Here is an 18,667-nt window from a genome sequence, read left to right as displayed (position 1 = left end):
TCATCTGCTATTGTCATTTCGGCGCGACGGTGAGCGCCGTAACGGCCGCCCGTCACATCCGTGCGGCGATTGCCGGGAGACAGCCAGGCATGTTCGCTCGGATGCGTGAGGCGTTCGTCGGATAAAGCCGGAGCCGTTTCGCAGCATCATTTTTGAAGCGGCTCGCATGGAAAGCCGCCGCCGTAGCGCAGGCAAGCGCTCCCCACGCGGGGAGGCTGCGTTTGCATGAGGGGGTGCGGCTTTCCGCAGGAGCACGCCGACGCCCCCTCCTGCATCTTTTCCATCCGAACCGGAAAGATCCCAATGCTGCCAGCACATCCGTGGTCAGCGCCGGGGTTCAAAGGCTCGAACAGAGCGACATGCGCGCCGGATAAGCGCTATACATTCGCTGTCGAAAATTCGATGCTTCATGGTGGGTCGAAGGTCGCGGACCTATGTCGATCGGGACCGGGAAAGCCAAATCGTGATCGCGAGCAGCTTGGCCTTGTGATCGAGGCCGTCCCGAGCCAGCGCCTCCCCGAACCCGAAATCGATCGAAAGCTGCGCGAGGTCGGGCGCGGTGCCGGCGAAGCGGTCAAAATAGCCCTGGGCGTCGCCCGCTACGAGCCGCTCCAGCATCTCGCGTCCGGCCCATCCGCGTCCCGCTCCGTCACCCGTCGCGGGCTTGATGGGCTGAAATGCCAGCTCGCGTTCGGCGAATACCGACCGGACGATGCCGACGGCATTGACGGTTGCAGGGAAGCCCAGGACCGCGACCGAGACGAAGAGCAGTTCGACGATCGCTTCGGGGGTGCCGCCGGCATTGAGAAAGCCGGCGATATGAAACTTCAATTGCGGCTGGGCGCTTCCGTCGGCCAGCAGCATCGAGACGGTGCAGAGCTGCCTTAGCGGGAGATCCAGCCCCGGGCGGGACAACACATCGCCATAGGGATATTCGACGGTGAAGCGCGACAAATCGGCGGAGGTCTCCGCCAGAGCATTGATCGGTCCATCGAAATTCTCCCCGCCGATCCGGCGGAGCGTCTCGAGGCCGCGTGAAAATCGATCCTCATGAGTTTCCGAGGCCATGGCTTGCCCGCTCCGACTGATGGCGAAAGAACTTGCTGCGATGAAGGCAGCCTCAATAAAGCGTCGGCGAGAACTTACTCTTCCCGTCGCTGCGGTGGTGGGACCTGACACTCATGTTCTCTAACTCTGCCCGCCCCCGCTTTATTTCAGGTCAGACCTTGCATCGGCGATTGCGATAAATCCAATTCATTATTAGCATCGCCGTGATGAAGAAGATTCATATCGCTAACGTCGATCTCAATCTGCTGGTCGTCTTCGACGCCCTCGTTGCCGAAGGGCACGCCACGCGCGCGGCCGAGCGGATTGGGCTGACCCAGCCGGCGGTCAGCCATTCGCTCAATCGCCTTCGGGCTCTGTTCGGAGACCCGCTGTTTGTCCGATCCCCGCGCGGCATGACGCCGACGCCACTGGCGCAGGACATTGCGCCGAGTGTTCGGTCGATCCTCGAACAGGTTGAAGGCGTCCTGCTCGGCGGGCGCTCGTTCGATCCGACCGAAAGCACTCGGCAATTCGTGGTCGGTCTCTCCGATTATGCCGCTTTCGTGCTGCTACCGCGTCTGACTGCACGGCTCGGCCGCGAAGCACCAGGCGTTTCTCTGGTGGTCCGCAACACGAGCCGCAGCGTCGGTTTGCCGATGCTGGACGACGGCGCAGTCGAACTCATCGCCGGCAACTTCCCCCAGCCGCCGACCCATATGCGAGAAGAACTGCTATACGAAGAGGACTTCATCTGCGCTGGCCGCGGCGATCACACCGATCTGGCCGATAGTCTCGACCTCGACCGCTATCTCTCGCTGCGCCATCTTCAGGTTTCGATGAAGGGCAATCCGAGCGGCTATGTCGATGCTGTGCTCACCGAGAAAGGATTGAAGAGGAATGTCGTCGTGACGGTCGGCCACTTCTTGATGGCACCGATGCTGGTCGATGCCTCCGAGCTCGTGGCAACGGAACCCCGTCGTCTCTTCGCACCGTTGGCAGGGCGGCTACCGCTCCGACTTTTTCCGCCGCCATTGGATATTCCTTCATTTCGAGTGGTGCAGACTTGGCATGCGCGCCACGACGCCGACCCAGGGCATCAATGGCTGCGACGGGTGCTCAGTGAAGTCGGTCAAGGGGTTTGAGGGCGAAAGCCCCAATCCCCGCTGCCGCCCCAACTGCCAGGACACCGATCCGCCCTGCACGATGCCACTGACCTCGCGGCCGAGCTGGCGGTCGATGACTGGCCGCCACGGGACAAGCGTGAACTCGTGGGACTTCTCGACGATGGCGAACTTGCCACTGGATAGCTGCGCGGCCCCGGTGAAGGTGCCGGTCACGGTTTCGCCCTCGGCGGCAGCTCGGAACGGCAGTGCCTTTTTCGCCGCCAGTTCCCCACCGGCACGGTCAACCTCGCGTTCCTGAAGCGTGGCGATCAGGTTGCGCCGGTAAGCGCCCCTTCAAATTTGTAGATTCGCTGAAAGATCTGTCGATCGATCCAAGCCGCGATTGCCGACGAGGAGCTGAGGACCCTGTGAGAGTATGGCGCTGCAGATCAGTTCCTCGGCAACAAATTTCGTTCTTGCAGTACCGCATTTTTCGAGGGCAGCCACAGCCGGCCTACTGAAAGCCACCCTTTGACCTTGCAGCCTCGGCACTGACGTTGGCTGCTTATGGGACGCGCGTCCCATCCATCAATGTCGGAAATGGGGGGCGGTAGCAGTCATCCAGCTCTTAATCGTCGAATGCGAACTTTTCCGTGATCCACACCTAGGAGCTGCCAGTCCGCTCTCGGCTCCATGGCTGTCGTTCCAGACCAAACGTGCAAGGGACCGTATGTAGCGCTGGCACGACAACATTGATTACGGCTCAGGCCTCGTAAGACGTGCCATTTTACCAGGTGGCTAGGTCAGCCTCGTGCGATACGGACTGAGATACAAACTGTGATACAAATCGCTGTGGGCTCCTGGACTAGAAAAAACATCGTAAAATCAATGCCTGCCGAGGCGCGGCATTGCGTCTCGACAGACCCCACCTCAAATCGCCACCTGAAGCGACATCGGTGGCCGCCCGTCCCAACAATCTACTCAATTCCAGAATCATGGAAATCCACAACTCGGTTGGATTGAGCAGCTGAAGCCGAAGTTCATGCGAAATTCGCCGTACTAATTGCCGTACTAATTTACCAAAAAGTACGGCGGCTTGTTGGCTAAGTGCTTGAAAAACTTGGTGATCCCGACAGGAATCGAACCTGTGACCTACAGATTAGGAATCTGCCGCTCTATCCTACTGAGCTACGGGACCATCGCGCCCGACACATAACCGCTTCGGATCGTTTCGCCAAGAGGCAGCTAGGCTGCTCGCTTGGGTTCGACAGCGAACGGGCTCAGGCCCAGCCAAGTCTGCATTTTGCGGGCGATATCCTGATCGCCCGTCAGAATGACTTTCGGCCCGGCCTTCTCGACGGTGATCAGCCCCATCCAGATTTCGGTCATGGTGTGCAGGTCGGTCGAGACGTAGAGATCGACATCGAACCCCGGATCGTACCAGCAGAGGTCGACCTCGCCGTGCTTCTCGACGATCAGCCACCACGACCGTTTGGAGGCGGGGAGCTCCTGGTACAGAAATTGTATCACCGTGCGCCCGTCGGGCAGCGGCGACGCGTTTAGATTGCGCCGCATGTCCCACATCAGCAGCGACGGATCGAGGTTCTTCAGCGACAGCCGCGACTCGACCCATTTCTGCCCCCAAAAGCCCATCGCCTCGACGACGGACCGCAGATCCCTGCCTGCCTCGGTCATCCGGTATTCGAAGATGCCTTTCTCGCCGCGCACCTCCTTGCGCTCGACGATCCCGGCCAGCTCGAGCTCCTTGAGCCGTTGCGACAGAAGGGTCGGCGACATTTTGGGGACGCCGCGGCGCAGATCGTTGAAACGGGTCGAGCCCGCCACCAATTCGCGAAGCAGAACCATGGTCCAGCGGGTGCACAGCACCTCCGCGGCCATCGATAACGGGCAGAACTGCTTGTATCCGGCCTGGGTCATGATGTTGCCTTCCCCTCAAACTCAGCCGGGAGCATAGGCCTTTCCCAGCGGTGCGGCGAGTACAGAAACTGTACCGGCCCAAGTGTGGTGGATTTGAAGTTCCTGCTTTCTGGGTGGCATCAGCGTTAGGAACTTCAAATCCAAAACCACACTGGAAATCCAAGCACTTGCTGGTGTGGCTTTTGAATCCGAAATTCGCTCGCTGCGTTGCTCCAAAGTGAATGCGAATTTCGAATTCGCCGCACCAGTACAGATCGCGGACTGGCTGGCGCCGGCCTTGCCATGCGACCCCTCTGCCGCTGCACGGGATACCCCTGTGCACGACCAGGAGACATGACCCATGACCGCTTACGTTATCGCAGACATCAAGGTGAGGGACCCGAAGTGGATGCCGGCCTATGCCGCGTCGGTCCACGACCTCGTTCACAAGCACGGCGGCAGATATCTGTCGCGCAGCGGCAATGTGAAGACGCTCGAAGGCAAGCCGCTCGACACGACGCTGATTGCCTTGATGGCGTTCCCGACCGAGGCCGCGGCGCGCGCCTTCACCGACGATCCCGCCTACGCACCCTTCGTTTCGGCCCGTCAGGGCGGCAGCGACAGCCGTTTCCAGCTGATCGACAACTCCGATCTGGCCGGAACCATCCCGTATCTGCCGAAGGGATGATCTTCCCCTGCATTCGTCGCATCGGGACAGGGATCTCCCAGCAACAACAGCCACAGCGCCCACCTGCCGGACCTCCTTACTTCCGGCGGCCGGCCGGGCTGTGCTTTTCAAGAAGAATGGAATGACTATGACAATCAACTTTCGCAACAAATTCCTCGCTGCCGCGGCGCTGCTGTCGGCCTGCACTGCATTGGCGCAGGCGCATCAGGCAGCGCCCGCGTCCGGTCCCAATCCGCTGGCCGACAAGGTACGCGCCGCCAACAGCCGCTTCGAGAATGTGGCGGCGGCGACCGCCGAGGGCTATGCGCCGATCCCCTGCGCCAGCGGCATCACCGGCGGCGCCATGGGCATCCACTACGTCAATCCCGGCTACCTCAAGGACGACGCGGTCGATGTCGCCAAGCCCGAAGCGGTGATGTACGAGCCGATGGCCGACGGCACGCTAAAACTGATCGCGGTCGAATACATCACCTCGAAAGGCCCGGCCTCGCTCGATGGGCATCTGTTCAACTTCAACAGCGCGCCCAACCGCTATGGCCTCGGCCCGTTTTACGAGCTGCATGTCTGGGCCTGGAAGGGCAACCCGACCGGCGCGTTCGCCGACATGAACCCGAACGTGTCGTGCGAACCGACGACTGCTGCCAGCCAGTAAGCAGCCGGGCCAGGCGGCGCCAACGCCGCCTGGTTTTTAATCTCACAGAGGGGCCAAGCTCCGGGAGATCGCGATGCAACCTGGCATCGCTGGCGTGCCTGTGTGCCCATCGAGCTGTCTTTGCAAAAAGAGTCGCTTGACTGGCGATGTAAAATGCTCATTCTAGAATGATCATTTTACATTGGGTTGCTCCATGACCAGACCGCGACTATTTGACGAAGCCACTGTGCTGGGTGACGCGATGAACGCGTTTCGACGGGCCGGTTTCGCGGGAATTTCGATCAAGGATCTGAGCGATGCCACCGGCCTGACGTCTGGCTCGATCTACAATGCCTTTGGCGACAAGGAAGGTCTCTATCGGGCGGCCTTCGGCCACTATATCGATGCCGTCATCCGACACCGTATCGAGACCTACATCGGCGAAGCAAGCGATCTGGATGGTTTGGAACAGTTGTTCCTGTCGTTGTTGCTGCCCGCCCCGGAATCCGGCGACCTCGGCTGTTTGTTAACGAACGCTGCTGTCGAGTTCGGTGCGCAACCGTCGGTCGCCTCGGAAGGTCTCGCGGAAGGCTTCGCCGTGCTGGAAGCCGCCATCCGGCAGGTCGTGGAGCGCCAGATCGGTGGAGGGCAGGTCGATCTCCACGTCGTCAGGCTTCTGCTTCTCTACCAAGGCATTCTCGTGCTGATCCGCGCCGGCCGAGACGTCTCGGCCTGCCCGGCCGTCATTCGATCAGAATTCGAGCAGCTAAGGAAACTTCTGCCATGATCACCCTTTCCCGCAGGGCGGTGCTTCTCGGCACCGCCGGCAGTCTTCTTGCGCCTTGCCTGCCGGTCTTTGGCGCGTCGCCGGCCATGCCGCCGGTCCGATACGTTCGCTCCAACGGCATCGATATGGCTGTTTATGAAGCCGGCAAGGGACCGGCGGTTGTTTTGCTGCACGGCTTTCCCGAACTCGCCTTTTCCTGGCGTCACCAGATCGCGCCGCTCGCGGCCGCCGGCTACCACGTCATTGTTCCCGACCAGCGCGGATATGGTCTGACCGACCGGCCGTCCAAGGTCGAGGATTATGACATGGTCCACCTGACCGGCGATCTCGTCGGTCTCCTCGATGCTCTCGGCGTCGAAAAGGCCGTGTTCGCGGGCCATGACTGGGGCGGCCTGGTCGCATGGCAGATGCCGCTTTTGCATCAGAGCCGGGTCACTGGCGTCATCGGTGTCAACACGCCATTCATTCCCCATGAAATGCTGTGGCTGCATCCGAGCCTCACCAAGGGGCTGACCGCCCCGGACAAGCCGTTCGTGGCCAACCCGGCAAAAGACCCGATCGCGCAGATGCGCGAAGTCTACAATCCCGACATGTATGTGCTGATGTTCGAAGATGGTGATCTCGCGGACCGTTTGATGGCGCACGACGTGGCGCGGGTGTTCAGGAGCAATATGCGCAAGGGTGTTATCACCGCCGCGCAATACGCCAAGCTGCCGCCGCAGGCCCGACACATGACATTCCTACAGGCGCTCTCGCAGCCGGAGCCGAAGACGCTGCCCGGCGAGCTGATCCTGACGCCAGACGAGCTTGCTTTCTATGCCGAGAGCTTCGGGCGCACCGGTTTCACGCCGGGCATCAACTGGTACCGCAACTTGTCCCGCAATTGGAGAGCCGGCTTGAATGTCGACCAGACGATAAAAGTGCCTTCGCTCATGATCGGCGCTGAGGACGACGTCGTGTTATCTCCAGCGATGATGGATGGAATGGACGCCCACATCGCCGATCTCGAAAAACATGTGGTCGCCGGCTGTGGACATTGGTCACAGCAGGAGAAGCCGGGCGAAGTCACCACGCTAATGGTCGATTGGTTGAAGCGGCGGGTTCCTGCGTAGCCGACATGGCGAGCGGTGCAAAGACGGTTAAGATAGCGGAACTTTCGGGATGCCGGCGCGCTTTAGTGTCCCGAAGGAGACACCGCATGAGCGCCACAAAAGAGTTCTTTGAAACCTGGCTGCAGGAGAATGTGGGCAATCTGCCGGCCGAGAGCGAGGTGAGCGTCGCCGTCCTGGCGCAGCAATTCGAGCAGGATGCCGATGCTGCCGGCTACGGCCACGAGGTTCGCGAAGACGAGCTCGGCAACATCCAGGAGGCGATCGAGGCAGCCCTGAAGAAGGCAAGGACAGGCGAAGAGCCGCAGGCTGCCGACGACAATGAGCTGGCGCCGGTTATGGAGGCGCTGGAGGTCGAGGATCCGAAGAGCGGACCGTAGCGGTTGCGGCTCTTCCCTTCCACGCTACATGACCGGGCATAATGGATGCCAAACACCTCACACTCGGCGTCGTGATCGGCGTGGCCATCGGCGTCGTGTTGGACAACATTGTTGCGGGCATTGGTATAGGTATTGCTCTGGGCATTGCCTTCGGCCTTGCCCGGAAGTCGTCCGGCCGGAAGTGACCAGCAGAACATGTCCTGCCCGATTTTGCCGCCCAGAGGTGCGGCGGTCGCCGCACCGCCGATGCCGAACGGCTACGCCGCCAGCGCCGTCTCCGCCAGCTTCACCCAATAGCTCATGCCGTGCGGGATGACCTCGTCGTTGAAGTCGTAGGCTGGGTTGTGCAGGCCGGCGGTATCGCCATTGCCGATGAAGATGAAGGCGCCCGGCCGCGCTTCCAGCATGTAGGAGAAATCCTCGCCGCCCATCACCGGCTGGATGGCGCGGTGCACATGGCTGTCGCCGGCGACGTCGGCCGCGATGTCGCTGGCAAAGACCGTCTCTTCCGGATGGTTGAAGGTGACGGGGTAGTTGGCATTGTAATCAACCTCGATTGTCGCGCCGAAGGCAGCGCCCACGCCTTGGCAAAGCGCGCGGATGCGCTCTTCAGCCTTCTTGGCGACCTCCTTCTTCAGCGTGCGTACGGTGCCGGCGATCTCGGCGCTCTCGGGAATGATGTTATAGGCGTCGCCGGCATGGAATTTCGTCACCGAAACGACCACCGCCTCGACCGGATCGGTGCTGCGCGAGGCGATCGTCTGCAATGCGCCGACAAGCTGGCTGGTGATGACGATCGGATCGATGGTGCCGTGCGGCATCGCCGCGTGGCCGCCCCGGCCCTTGACGGTGATGGTGAATTCGGCGGTCGCCGCCATGATCGGACCCGGCCTGATGGCGAACTGGCCGACCGGCAGGCCCGGCATGTTGTGCATGCCGAACACCTTGGAGATGCCGAAGCGCTCCATCATGCCGTCCTTGACCATCTCGTTGCCGCCGCCGCCGCCCTCTTCGGCCGGCTGGAAGATAACCGCGACGGAGCCGGCGAAATTGCGTGTTTCGGCGAGGTATTTGGCGGCACCCAAAAGCATCGCGGTGTGGCCGTCATGACCGCAAGCGTGCATCTTGCCCGGGACGGTCGAGGCATAGAATTTGCCGCTGATCTCGTTGAGCGGCAGGGCGTCCATGTCGGCGCGCAGGCCGATCGTCGAGCCTTCGCCGTGGCGGCCGCGGATGATGCCGACGACGCCGGTCTTGCCCAAACCCGTCACGATGTCGTCGCAGCCGAAAGCCTTCAGCTTCTCGGTGACGAAGGCGGCGGTCTTGAAGACGTCGAAATTCAGCTCCGGCGTCTGATGCAAATGGCGGCGCCAGCCGGCCACCTCGTCCTGCATTTCGGCGGCTCGGTTCAGGATCGGCATGATGGTTCCATTTCGCTGTTGGAGCAGGCGGTCTTGACCTGCTGCTGTGCAATTGTGCCTGCTGCCCTGCAACCATGCACGCTGCTTTGCATTGTGCTGCTGCTTCCACATTGTGATCGGCAGCACTTTGCCATGTTGACGTCACATAGAGTAAATAGCACCGCGACTGTGGTCCGGGAACAGAGAGCCGGACCATTATCCTGGCGATCGTGTAACGAAATCTTACGGAGCCAGGGGCGACTGCGGCAAGAGGCTATTTCGGTTTTCATGATGCGCTATAGGCATTTCCTCAAACTGTTGGTGGCGGGCGCGGTGGTGCTTGCGGCGCTGGCCGGGCCTGCCTTGGCCAATCCGACCATCCTGTTCGACCTGAACAGCGGCAAGATCCTGCAGCATCAGGAGGCGTTCAGGCGCTGGTACCCGGCATCGCTGACCAAGCTGATGACCGCCTATGTGGCGTTTCGTGCGATTGCCGCGGGCGAGGTCCAGCTCGATTCGCCGATCAAGGTGACGAAACATTCCGCCGGCGAGCCGCCGAGCAAGATGGGCTTCAAGCCGGGTTCGGTGATGCGGCTGGACAATGCGCTGAAGATGATGCTGGTCAAATCGGCCAACGATATCGCCATGGCGGTCGGCGAGAATATCGGCGGTTCGCAAGCGGCCTTTGCCGAACGCATGAATGCGGAGGCGCGGAGGCTCGGCATGAGCGGGTCCCATTTCGTCAATCCGAACGGGCTCTATTCGCCGGACCAGTATACGACAGCGCGCGATCTCGCTTTGCTGGTGATGGCGATCCGCAAGGAATTTCCGCAATATGCCCCCTGGTTCTCGATCGAAGGCCTTGCCGTCGGCAAGAAGGCGATCTCCAACTACAACCTCCTGATCGGCCGCTATCCGGGTGCCGACGGCATGAAGACCGGTTTCGTCTGCTCGTCCGGTTTCAACATGATCGGCTCGGCTACCCGCAACGGCCGCACCCTGGTCGCCGTGGTGCTCGGCGAGCAATCGGCCGTCACCCGCGCCGAGGCGGCGGCAAAACTGCTCGACCAGGGCTTTGCAACCCCGGCCCCGAGTTGGCTGACGGTCGCAGCGCTGCCTGCCTATGGCGACACCATGTCGGCCAACGACATGAACGACGAGATCTGCAAGAAGAAGCCGGTCGAGGAGCAGTCGGAAGCCGCACCCGCCGTCGGCGACAAGGGCAAGGACGTGCCGAAATCGCCCTATCAGGAAAAGCTCGACCATGTGCCGACGCTGATCGCCGTCGGCCTCGGCGGCGCCACGGGGCCGAAGCCGAAGGCGATGCTCGATGCCTCCGGGCAGGAATATGCCGACGTGCCGCTGCCGACATGGCGGCCGGACCGGGCGCCGCCGGCCGGCGCCGAGCCGGCCGTGGCCGGGTCCACCACCGCCGCGCAGGTCCAACGGCCGGCCAAGGCGCTGAACTAGCCGTATGGCCGGCTTCCCGATCCCCGTTTCGGTGCTCACCGGCTTTCTCGGCGCCGGCAAGACGACGCTGCTCAACCGGCTGCTCCGGGATCCCGCGCTCGCCGACACCGCCGTCATCATCAACGAGTTCGGCGAAGTGGCGATCGACCATCTTCTGGTCGAGCAGGCGTCCGACGGCATCATCCAGCTTTCCGATGGCTGCCTCTGTTGCACGGTGCGCGGCGAGCTGGTCGACACGCTGGCCGATCTCGTCGACCGGCTGCAGACCGGCCGCATCGACCGGCTTGCCCGCGTCGTCGTCGAGACCACCGGGCTCGCCGATCCCGCCCCTGTGCTGCAGTCGATCATGGCACACCCGGCCCTGGTCCAGGCCTTCCGGCTCGACGGCGTCATCACCCTGGTTGACGCCATCAACGGCAATGCGACGCTCGATGCCCATGTCGAGGCGGTGAAGCAGGTGGCCGTCGCCGATCGCATCGTGCTCAGCAAGGCCGACCTGGCTACGGATGCAGGCGACGCGGAGGCGTTGCGGGCGCGGCTCAGGCAGATCAACCCGGGCGCCGTGGTGCTCGACGCGAGCCAGGCAAGCGCGGCGACCCTGTTCGATAGCTGCCTCTACAATCCGGCCACCAAATCCGTCGATGTGCAGCGTTGGCTCGGCGAAGAAGCCGACCACGACCATGACCATAGCGGGCATGACCACAGCGGGCATGATCACGACGGGCATGACCATGCCGGCCATGATCACCATCACCACAGGCACGATTCCCGCGTGCGTTCGTATTCGCTGGTTCATGACGGGCCGGTGCCGTTTTCGGCAATCGAGATGTTCCTCGATCTGTTGCGCTCGGCGCATGGCGAGCGCCTGTTGCGGATGAAAGGCGTCATCGAGCTTGCAGAAGATCCGTCGCGGCCGCTGGTTATTCATGGCGTGCAGAAGATCCTGCATCCGCCGGTGCAACTGCCGGCCTGGCCGGACGGCCAGCGCGGCACCAGGCTGGTGCTGATCACGCTCGACATGCCCGAAGACTATGTCCGCCGGCTGTTCGCCGCCTTCACCAACCGGCCGTCGATCGACACGCCGGACCGCGCGGCACTGGAAAGCAACCCGCTGGCTATTGCCGGGCGGTAGAGGCTTTCATCAGTTTTAAGTCGAACGCCGCGCTGCCCCTCATCTGCCTGCCGGCATCTTCTCAAGAAGGACGCTCTCGTCGACGATTTCGCCAATCTCCAGCGCCGCAGAAAGAGCGCCAAAGTTGCGGCCAGCCCCTTCTCCCCGTCATTATACGGGGAGAAGATGCCGGCAGGCAGATGAGGGGCAGCGCACCGTCAGCAGAACGAGCTAAGTCCAGGCTCGGCCGCCGCCGCGCTCGACCAGGAAGCGGTGGCCGCCCGATATTGCCGCCGTTTCGATCAGCCGATGGCCGCTCTCGGCGCAGAAGGCGGGGATGTCGATGACGGCGAGGGGGTCGGTGGTTTCGAGCCAGAGGCGGCTACCCGGCTGCATTGCGGCCAAGCGCTTTTTGGCCTTGAGCGCGGGCAACGGGCAGTTCAGACCTTTGAGGTCGTAGACGGCGGCGGGGCTGGTTGAGGGCCTGTCTCCTTGGCCCCCATCTTCTTGTTCAAGCATGAAGCTCAGCCGCCAAACATGCCGAGCAGCTTTTTCTTCAACCTTGTCGCCGTGCTTTCGGCGTCCGCAGCCTGCGTTTCGACTGCCGGGGCGGCCTCCGATGGCGCTACAGTGGCGGTGGCGACAGGCATCTCGGCGGCGGTCTTGGCAGCTTCCTTTTCAGCCAGTGCCTGCGCCTTGGCCGCTTCCTTCTCGGCCAGCGCCTGCGCCTTGGCTGCCTCTTTGGCGGCCTTGGCCGCTTCAATGGCGGCTAGCCTTTGTTCCTCGGCCTTCTGCTTGGCGGCCTTTTCGGCGTCGAGTGCCGCCATCTTGCGGCCGGCCGGCGAATCGACGCGGCCCATGCGCGCCGTCTCGGTCACCGTGCCGTCTGGGTTGAGCGACGGCGGCTCGATCGGCACGCGTTCGCCGCGGGCACGCCGTTTCGACCAGTCGGAAACGATGCTGGCTTCCTTGATCCCGGCGATGGTCGGCTTGGGTGCCGGCACGCTGGCCTTGACGGCGCCGTTGAAGGCCGCCTCATAGGTGCTTTGATAGGCGTTGATGGCGCTCTTCAGTGAATCGGGCTGGGTGGTCGCAGGGCAAGCGCCGGTCGGATTAAAGGTCGAGCCGTCGGCCGCAACCTGGTTGAAGACGTAGCGCTTCTCGCAGACGTCGACTTTCGGCGGCACCTTGGTGACTTCGAAATTGTCGTAGCCGACCTTCAGCATCTTCCAGAATTCGTAGTTCGGGTCGTTGCGGTAGCGCGCCATGTTGGCTGCAGTCATGCGGAACGGAAAAGCCTGGATCTGGAACTCGGTCTGGCCGCCCTGGAAGGCGTCACGACCGAAAGCGTAGATCTGCTCGATCTGCGCGTCGGTCATCGAATAGCAGCCCGACGACGAGCAGGCGCCATGGACCATCAGGTTGGAACCAGTGCGGCCATTGGCGCGGTCATAGGCGTTCGGGTAGCCGATGTTGAAGGACAGGTGATAATTCGACCGCGGGTTCATCTGCGCCGGGCGGACCGTGTAAAAGCCTTCCGGCGCTTGGCGGTCGCCTTCGGTGAACTTCGGCCCGAGCTTGCCCGACCATTTGCAGATGTCGTAGCTGGCGACCAGGCCGTAGCGGCCGTTGGTCTTGGCCTTCCAGATTTCGAGCTTGCCTTCTTCCTTGAAGATGCGGGCCATCACCGAAGAGGTGCGGACCATGCCCTTGGCCCTCATCTCGGCCAGGATCTTGTCCGGCAGCGGCTTGTTGGCCTGCGGTGCAAAATCCTTCATCGAAGCATCATTGCAGCCGGCGACGCCGATCGCAGCGATCAGAACTCCGGTGCGGGCAAGCTTGGCAAACATGGATATGGCTATCGTCTTCATCTCTGCGCCGCGGATGCCGCGGCTGCTAAACTGACCACTGACGGACCTTAAGCCCGTTAACCTTGAAAATTCCTTACCGCAAGCGACCTTGCGCCAAGCAGCCCTCTTGCCCCAAACGAAATTGGCGCGTCCCCTACGGCAAGCTCACTGTGACGAACGCAGCGGCATTTTTGTGGCGAAATTGCTCCACGCCGTCACATTTCAGGCCGCGCACCTGCGTTGGCTACAGATTGCGGCCCATCGCCAGGTATTTCTCGCGGCGATGCTCGCGGAAGTCGGTGTTGGCGCCGGAAAATTCCTTCATCGTCCTGGCGATGAGGTCGCCGGTGGCGGCAATCACCGTTTCGGGGGCGCGATGGGCACCGCCGAGCGGTTCGGCGACGATGGCGTCGATGATCTTCAGCTCCAGCAGATCCTGCGCCGTGATCTTCATGTTGGTCGCAGCATCCCTGGACCGGGTGGTGTCGCGCCACAGGATCGAGGCGGCGCCCTCCGGCGAGATCACCGAATAGATGGCGTGTTCGAGCATGTAGACGCGGTTGGCGGTGGCGATCGCTATGGCGCCGCCGGAGCCGCCTTCGCCGATCACCACCGAGATCGACGGCACCTTCAGGCCAAGGCAGGCTGAGGTCGAGCGGGCGATGGCTTCCGCCTGGCCGCGCTCTTCGGCGTTGACGCCGGGATAGGCGCCGGCAGTGTCGACCAGCGTCAGCAGCGGGATTTGGAAGCGGTCGGCGAGTTCCATCAGCCGTACCGCCTTGCGGTAGCCCTCCGGCCGCACCGAGCCGAAATTATGCTTCAGCCGGCTTGCCGTGTCGGAACCTTTTTCCTGGCCGATGATCGCCACCGGCTCGCCACGGAAGCGGGCGAAGCCGCCGACGATCGCCTGGTCCTCGCCGAAATTGCGGTCGCCGGCGAGCGGCGTGAAATCGGTAAGCAGGCCCTTGATGTAGTCGATGCAATGCGGCCTGTCCGGATGGCGCGCCACCTGCACCTTCTGCCATGGCGTTAGCGCCTTATAGGCGTCGCGCAGCGCATCGCGTGAGCGCTTCTCGAGACGGGCGATCTCATCGCCGACGTCGACCGCCTCACCGTTCTCGGCAAGCTTCTTCAGCTCGAGGATCTTGCCTTCGAGATCCTGCACAGGCTTTTCGAAATCGAGGTAATTGTACATTCTTGGGCGAACCGGCAAGTCGGAAGGCAATGACTGACGCAAGCCCGAAAATGCAGGCTGGGCGCGGTGGAACGTCGTTCTCACATAGCGACATGACGCCTAGTCGGCAAGCGGATGATGATCGTTGACCAGACGCACCAGCCGCTCCTCCAGTACATGGGTGTAGATCTGCGTCGTTGAAATATCGGCATGGCCGAGCAGCTGCTGCACGGCCCTGAGATCGGCGCCGTTCTGCAGCAGATGGCTGGCGAAAGCATGGCGCAGCACATGCGGCGATATCTTCGCCGCGGCAATGCCGGCTCGCGCGGCAAGCCCTTTCAGCTCGCGGGCAAAGACCTGTCTCGAGAGATAGCCGTTTTCGGAGGCGGCCGGAAACAGGAACGGGCTGTCGGCAAGAGCCGGCACCGCCGCCCGTGCGGCAAGCCAGGTCCGCATCGCCGTGCGCGCCTTGGCCGACAGCGGCACCATGCGTTCCTTGTTGCCCTTGCCGCGCACCATGAAGAAGCGGTCGTCGCGCTGCGCCACCGTCACCGGCAGGCTGACCAACTCCGAAACCCGCAGGCCGGTGGCGTAGAGGACCTCGACCAGTGCGTGCAGGCGCAGCGCCGCCAGGCTGTCGTCGTCGTTGAGCGAGGGGTCGATCGCCTCCTGCGTGGCGCGGTCGAGCAGCCGGCCGGTATCGGCCTCGCTCATCGTCTTCGGCAGCGGCCGGCCTTTCTTCGGGCTGTCCAGCGTGCCGGTCGGATCGTCGCCGCGCAGGCCTTCGGCGTAGAGGAACTTGAAGAACTGACGGATTGCCGACAATTTGCGCGCCTGCGAGGTGGCGGCAAAGCCGCGCGCGGCGATGTCGTCGAGATAGGCACGGATGTCGGTGCTGGTGGCAGCGGCGAGCCCGCCGCCGATCCCGGCGGAAGCGTCCTCGAGGTCGCGGCGATAGGAGGAAAGCGTGTTTTCGGCAGCGCCGCGCTCGGCGCTCATCATCTCGAGAAAGGCTTCGATGCGGGCGGCGCTGTTCATTTTTTGGGATTGAGCTTTTCCGGAGGGATACGCACGCTCATTTCCGCCTTTCTCGGCTCGACGAACATGACCAGGGCGAACATCGCGCCGTAGACAATGCCGGCCAGAATCACGAGCGTCACGACAAAGCGAAACAGTGTCGGCATTAATTTTCGCCCGTCGTCTTGTTCTGCATTTCCAACCCTGTGCCCTTATGAGACGCCAATCCCACCAATTCAAGGGTGAAGCCGATAACAGGTCCCGGGCGCGCCGCGCTTGACGCAAACAGGCTTTTGATGTCGATACGCCGGCAAAGAGGCCCTAGAAACATGAACGCGTTACCAGCAAACCCTCCGGGCGAGAGCCATGCCGCGCTGCTCGGCCGGCTGGGCGACCGTTCCATCGTCTTTGTCGGGCTGATGGGCGCCGGCAAGACGGCGATCGGCCGCAAGGTGGCGGCGATGCTGGCGCTACCCTTTATCGACAGCGACCAGGAGATCGAAAGTGTTTCGCGCATGAGCGTCCCGGACCTGTTCGAGCGCTATGGCGAGGCGGAGTTCCGGGCACTGGAGCAGCGCGTCATCCTGCGCGTGCTGGAGCACGGGCCCCAGGTGCTGTCGACCGGCGGCGGCGCCTTCATGAATGCGCAGACGCGCGAGGCGATCGCCAGCCATGGCGTTTCGGTCTGGCTGAAGGCCGAGATCGACCTGTTGATGGAGCGCGTTTCCAAGAAGCAGAACCGGCCGCTGCTGAAAAGCGCCGATCCCCGGGGGGTGCTGGAGCGGCTGATGGCGGAACGCTACCCGGTTTACGCCGCGGCCGATGTCATCGTGCCGACCCGCGACGACCGCAAGGAGATCATTGCCGCCGAAGTGGTGGACGCGCTGCGCGGCCATCTCGGCGTTGCCGACATCGACGAGGTGCGGTCGTGAGCGCTGATTCAACGGTCTCTGTCGAAGTCGGGCTTGGCGAGCGTACCTACGACATTTTGATCGGCCCCGGCCTGCTGTCACGCGCCGGCGCCGAAATTGCGCGCCGTCTGCCGGGCACAAGGGCGGCGGTCGTCACCGACGAAAACGTCGCTAGCGCGCATCTCGCAACGCTTGCGGCCGGCCTGGCAAGCGGTGGCATCCAACATGCAGTCATCACGCTGCCGCCCGGCGAAAAGACCAAGAGCTTTGCGCACCTGGAAGAGGTGGTCGACGGCGTGCTGGCCGCCAAGCTGGAGCGTGGCGATGTCGTCGTCGCGCTCGGCGGCGGCGTCATCGGCGACCTCGCCGGCTTTGCCGCCGGCATCGCGCGGCGCGGCATGAACTTCGTGCAAATCCCGACCTCGCTGCTGGCGCAGGTCGATTCCTCCGTCGGCGGCAAGACCGGCATCAACAGCAAGCGCGGCAAGAACCTGGTCGGGGTGTTTCACCAGCCGAGGCTGGTACTGGCCGACACCGAAGTGCTCGACACGCTGCCGATCCGCGAGTTTCGCGCCGGCTATGCCGAACTGGCCAAATACGGGCTGATCGACCGGCCGGAGTTCTTCGCCTGGCTGGAGGAAAACTGGTCTCGCGTGTTTGCCGGCGGGCCGGAGCGGGCAAAAGCGATTGCCGAGGCCTGTCGCGCCAAGGCCGACGTCGTTGCACGCGACGAATTCGAGACCGGCGACCGTGCGCTGCTCAATCTCGGCCACACCTTCGGTCACGCGCTCGAGGCGGCGACCGGCTATGACGGCACGCGGCTGGTGCATGGCGAGGGCGTTGCCATCGGCATGGCGCTGGCGCACCGTTTTTCTTCAAGGCTCAATTTGGCGAGCCCCGACGATGCGGCGCGCGTCGAGGCGCACCTTCGCGTCGTCGGCCTGCCGTGGTGCATGGCCGACATTCCAGGCGAATTGCCTGACGCCGAAAAGCTGTTCTCCTTCATCACCCAGGACAAAAAGGTGTCGCGCGGCGCGCTGACCTTCATCCTGACGCGCGGCATCGGTCAGGCCTTCATCGCCAGGGATGTGCCGGCCTCGGAAGTGCTGGCGTTCCTCGGGGAGAACCATCCGGGATGAGCCAGGCCGGCTGGATCGCGGCTGCTGCGCTTGCCGGCCTCGGCCTGCTGGGCTTCGTCTTGCGTCGGCACCTGTTCGCCGCCTTCGGCTACGAGTTGCAGCGTATCGAGCCGCAGCGCTCGACGCATGAGGAATTGCGTGGCGCCGTCGACGATTTCCGCCGCGACGGCCAGGTGGTGCGCGAGGATCGTGCCCGCATTGGCGGCCTGTTCGACCTTGAGGAGCTCGAAGTGTCGGACGTGATGGTCCACCGCACCAATATGCGCTCGGTCAACGCCGACGACCCGCCGGAAGCGGTGGTGCGCGAGATCCTGCAGAGCCCGCATACCCGCATGCCGCTGTGGAAGGGCTCGCTCGACAACATCGTCGGCGTGCTGCACGCGAAGGACCTGCTGCGCGCGCTGAACGAGGTCGGCAATGATTTCTCCAGGATCGACGTGATGAAGATCGCGTCGCGGCCGTGGTTCGTGCCCGACACCACGACGCTGCAGGAGCAGCTCAACGCCTTCCTGCGCCGCAAGGCGCATTTCGCCATCGTCGTCGACGAATATGGCGAGGTCGAGGGACTGGTGACGCTGGAGGACATCATCGAGGAGATCGTCGGCGAGATCGCCGACGAGCACGACATCGACATCCAGGGCGTCAAGCAGGAAGCCGACGGCTCCGTCGTCGTCGACGGCACGGTGTCGATCCGCGACCTCAACCGGGCGCTCGACTGGAACCTGCCGGACGAGGAAGCCACCACCATTGCCGGCCTTGTCATCCACGAGGCGCAGTCGATTCCGGACGAAAAGCAGGCCTTTACGTTTCACGGCAAGCGCTTCGTCGTCATGAAACGCGACAAGAATCGGATCGCGCGGCTGAGGATCAAGCCGGCGATGCTTGGCGAATGACAGTGCACGCCTTATGGCAGCCGTGGGCAGTCAGGAGTCT

The 18,667-nt window shown here is 62.9% G+C and carries 20 protein-coding genes, 1 tRNA gene and 1 pseudogene; 12 read left to right on the top strand and 10 right to left on the bottom strand.

Features of this window, described 5'->3' with window-relative positions:
* Window positions 1-432: 432 nt before the first annotated feature.
* Window positions 433-954, bottom strand: coding sequence for a carboxymuconolactone decarboxylase family protein (locus NKH01_RS25045; protein WP_353022908.1), 522 nt, complete (start codon window positions 952-954; stop codon window positions 433-435).
* A 320-nt stretch (window positions 955-1,274) separates the two neighbouring features.
* On the opposite strand from NKH01_RS25045, the gene NKH01_RS25040 reads away from it, so the two are divergent.
* Window positions 1,275-2,189, top strand: coding sequence for a LysR family transcriptional regulator (locus tag NKH01_RS25040; protein ID WP_023722340.1), 915 nt, complete (start codon window positions 1,275-1,277; stop codon window positions 2,187-2,189).
* A 12-nt stretch (window positions 2,190-2,201) separates the two neighbouring features.
* Here NKH01_RS25040 and NKH01_RS25035 read toward each other — a convergent pair.
* The 3 genes and pseudogenes from NKH01_RS25035 to NKH01_RS25025 all read right to left on the bottom strand — a co-directional run.
* A pseudogene (locus NKH01_RS25035) lies at window positions 2,202-2,495 on the bottom strand (DUF3363 domain-containing protein); the annotation flags it as partial.
* A 776-nt stretch (window positions 2,496-3,271) separates the two neighbouring features.
* Window positions 3,272-3,348 (bottom strand) — tRNA-Arg (locus NKH01_RS25030).
* A 47-nt stretch (window positions 3,349-3,395) separates the two neighbouring features.
* Window positions 3,396-4,088: a winged helix-turn-helix transcriptional regulator gene (locus tag NKH01_RS25025; RefSeq protein WP_023722341.1), complete on the bottom strand. Its 693-nt coding sequence runs from the start codon at window positions 4,086-4,088 to the stop codon at window positions 3,396-3,398.
* A 340-nt stretch (window positions 4,089-4,428) separates the two neighbouring features.
* Here NKH01_RS25025 and NKH01_RS25020 point away from each other — a divergent pair, with 340 nt between their 5' ends.
* The 6 genes from NKH01_RS25020 to NKH01_RS24995 all read left to right on the top strand — a co-directional run bounded on the left by NKH01_RS25020 (window position 4,429) and on the right by NKH01_RS24995 (window position 7,847).
* On the top strand, window positions 4,429-4,755 hold the full coding sequence (locus NKH01_RS25020) for a DUF1330 domain-containing protein (RefSeq protein WP_023677873.1): 327 nt from the start codon (window positions 4,429-4,431) through the stop codon (window positions 4,753-4,755).
* Window positions 4,756-4,882: 127 nt separating this feature from the next.
* Complete coding sequence (locus NKH01_RS25015) at window positions 4,883-5,407, top strand: hypothetical protein (RefSeq protein WP_502896926.1); 525 nt, start codon at window positions 4,883-4,885, stop codon at window positions 5,405-5,407.
* 193 nt (window positions 5,408-5,600) lie between these two features.
* Window positions 5,601-6,173, top strand: a complete 573-nt coding sequence (locus NKH01_RS25010) for a TetR/AcrR family transcriptional regulator (RefSeq protein WP_023722343.1) — start codon at window positions 5,601-5,603, stop codon at window positions 6,171-6,173.
* 86 nt (window positions 6,174-6,259) lie between these two features.
* Window positions 6,260-7,285, top strand: coding sequence for an alpha/beta fold hydrolase (locus NKH01_RS25005; RefSeq protein ID WP_352847642.1), 1,026 nt, complete (start codon window positions 6,260-6,262; stop codon window positions 7,283-7,285).
* A gap of 86 nt (window positions 7,286-7,371) precedes the next feature.
* Complete coding sequence (locus NKH01_RS25000; protein WP_023722345.1) at window positions 7,372-7,662, top strand: DUF768 domain-containing protein; 291 nt, start codon at window positions 7,372-7,374, stop codon at window positions 7,660-7,662.
* A gap of 41 nt (window positions 7,663-7,703) precedes the next feature.
* Entirely contained in the window at window positions 7,704-7,847 is a 144-nt protein-coding gene (locus tag NKH01_RS24995) for a glycine zipper domain-containing protein (RefSeq protein ID WP_198023575.1), read from the top strand.
* Between the two features lie 72 nt (window positions 7,848-7,919).
* Here NKH01_RS24995 and NKH01_RS24990 read toward each other — a convergent pair whose 3' ends face one another.
* Window positions 7,920-9,083 (bottom strand): M20 aminoacylase family protein, encoded by a 1,164-nt coding sequence (locus NKH01_RS24990; RefSeq protein ID WP_353022905.1) that lies wholly within the window; start codon window positions 9,081-9,083, stop codon window positions 7,920-7,922.
* Window positions 9,084-9,353: 270 nt separating this feature from the next.
* Between NKH01_RS24990 and NKH01_RS24985 the strand changes: the two genes are divergently transcribed.
* Together NKH01_RS24985 and NKH01_RS24980 are read left to right on the top strand one after the other, a co-directional pair.
* Complete coding sequence (locus tag NKH01_RS24985) at window positions 9,354-10,532, top strand: D-alanyl-D-alanine carboxypeptidase family protein (protein WP_352548874.1); 1,179 nt, start codon at window positions 9,354-9,356, stop codon at window positions 10,530-10,532.
* Between the two features lie 4 nt (window positions 10,533-10,536).
* Complete coding sequence (locus tag NKH01_RS24980; RefSeq protein WP_353022903.1) at window positions 10,537-11,664, top strand: CobW family GTP-binding protein; 1,128 nt, start codon at window positions 10,537-10,539, stop codon at window positions 11,662-11,664.
* Between the two features lie 210 nt (window positions 11,665-11,874).
* On the opposite strand, the gene NKH01_RS24975 is transcribed toward NKH01_RS24980, so the two are convergent.
* From NKH01_RS24975 to NKH01_RS24955, 5 genes are all read right to left on the bottom strand, one after another.
* Complete coding sequence (locus NKH01_RS24975; protein WP_023721143.1) at window positions 11,875-12,162, bottom strand: sulfurtransferase TusA family protein; 288 nt, start codon at window positions 12,160-12,162, stop codon at window positions 11,875-11,877.
* 5 nt (window positions 12,163-12,167) lie between these two features.
* Window positions 12,168-13,493 (bottom strand): L,D-transpeptidase family protein, encoded by a 1,326-nt coding sequence (locus NKH01_RS24970; RefSeq protein WP_353022915.1) that lies wholly within the window; start codon window positions 13,491-13,493, stop codon window positions 12,168-12,170.
* A 244-nt stretch (window positions 13,494-13,737) separates the two neighbouring features.
* A complete protein-coding gene (locus NKH01_RS24965) occupies window positions 13,738-14,688 on the bottom strand; it encodes an acetyl-CoA carboxylase carboxyltransferase subunit alpha (protein WP_023721141.1) in 951 nt (316 codons plus the stop codon).
* A gap of 99 nt (window positions 14,689-14,787) precedes the next feature.
* Window positions 14,788-15,705 (bottom strand): site-specific tyrosine recombinase XerD, encoded by a 918-nt coding sequence (locus NKH01_RS24960; RefSeq protein WP_352495633.1) that lies wholly within the window; start codon window positions 15,703-15,705, stop codon window positions 14,788-14,790.
* Window positions 15,702-15,851, bottom strand: a complete 150-nt coding sequence (locus tag NKH01_RS24955; protein WP_023721139.1) for a hypothetical protein — start codon at window positions 15,849-15,851, stop codon at window positions 15,702-15,704. Before NKH01_RS24955 ends, NKH01_RS24960 begins: the two co-directional genes overlap by 4 nt.
* A gap of 162 nt (window positions 15,852-16,013) precedes the next feature.
* Here NKH01_RS24955 and NKH01_RS24950 point away from each other — a divergent pair, with 162 nt between their 5' ends.
* Genes NKH01_RS24950 through NKH01_RS24940 form a run of 3 tightly spaced genes read left to right on the top strand, consistent with a single transcriptional unit; the run spans window position 16,014 to window position 18,627 of the window.
* A complete protein-coding gene (locus NKH01_RS24950) occupies window positions 16,014-16,616 on the top strand; it encodes a shikimate kinase (RefSeq protein WP_352483486.1) in 603 nt (200 codons plus the stop codon).
* Window positions 16,613-17,734 carry a 3-dehydroquinate synthase gene (aroB, locus tag NKH01_RS24945; RefSeq protein ID WP_353022899.1) on the top strand — a complete coding sequence of 374 codons (1,122 nt, stop codon included), beginning with the start codon at window positions 16,613-16,615 and terminating at the stop codon, window positions 17,732-17,734. Before NKH01_RS24950 ends, aroB begins: the two co-directional genes overlap by 4 nt.
* Complete coding sequence (locus NKH01_RS24940; RefSeq protein WP_023721135.1) at window positions 17,731-18,627, top strand: HlyC/CorC family transporter; 897 nt, start codon at window positions 17,731-17,733, stop codon at window positions 18,625-18,627. Before aroB ends, NKH01_RS24940 begins: the two co-directional genes overlap by 4 nt.
* Window positions 18,628-18,667: the final 40 nt, after the last annotated feature.

This window comes from Mesorhizobium sp. M1403 (genome assembly GCF_040317695.1).
Lineage (GTDB): Bacteria > Pseudomonadota > Alphaproteobacteria > Rhizobiales > Rhizobiaceae > Mesorhizobium.
The sequence above is the reverse complement of the archived record's forward strand: the minus strand, read 5'-3'. Positions and strand labels throughout refer to the sequence as shown.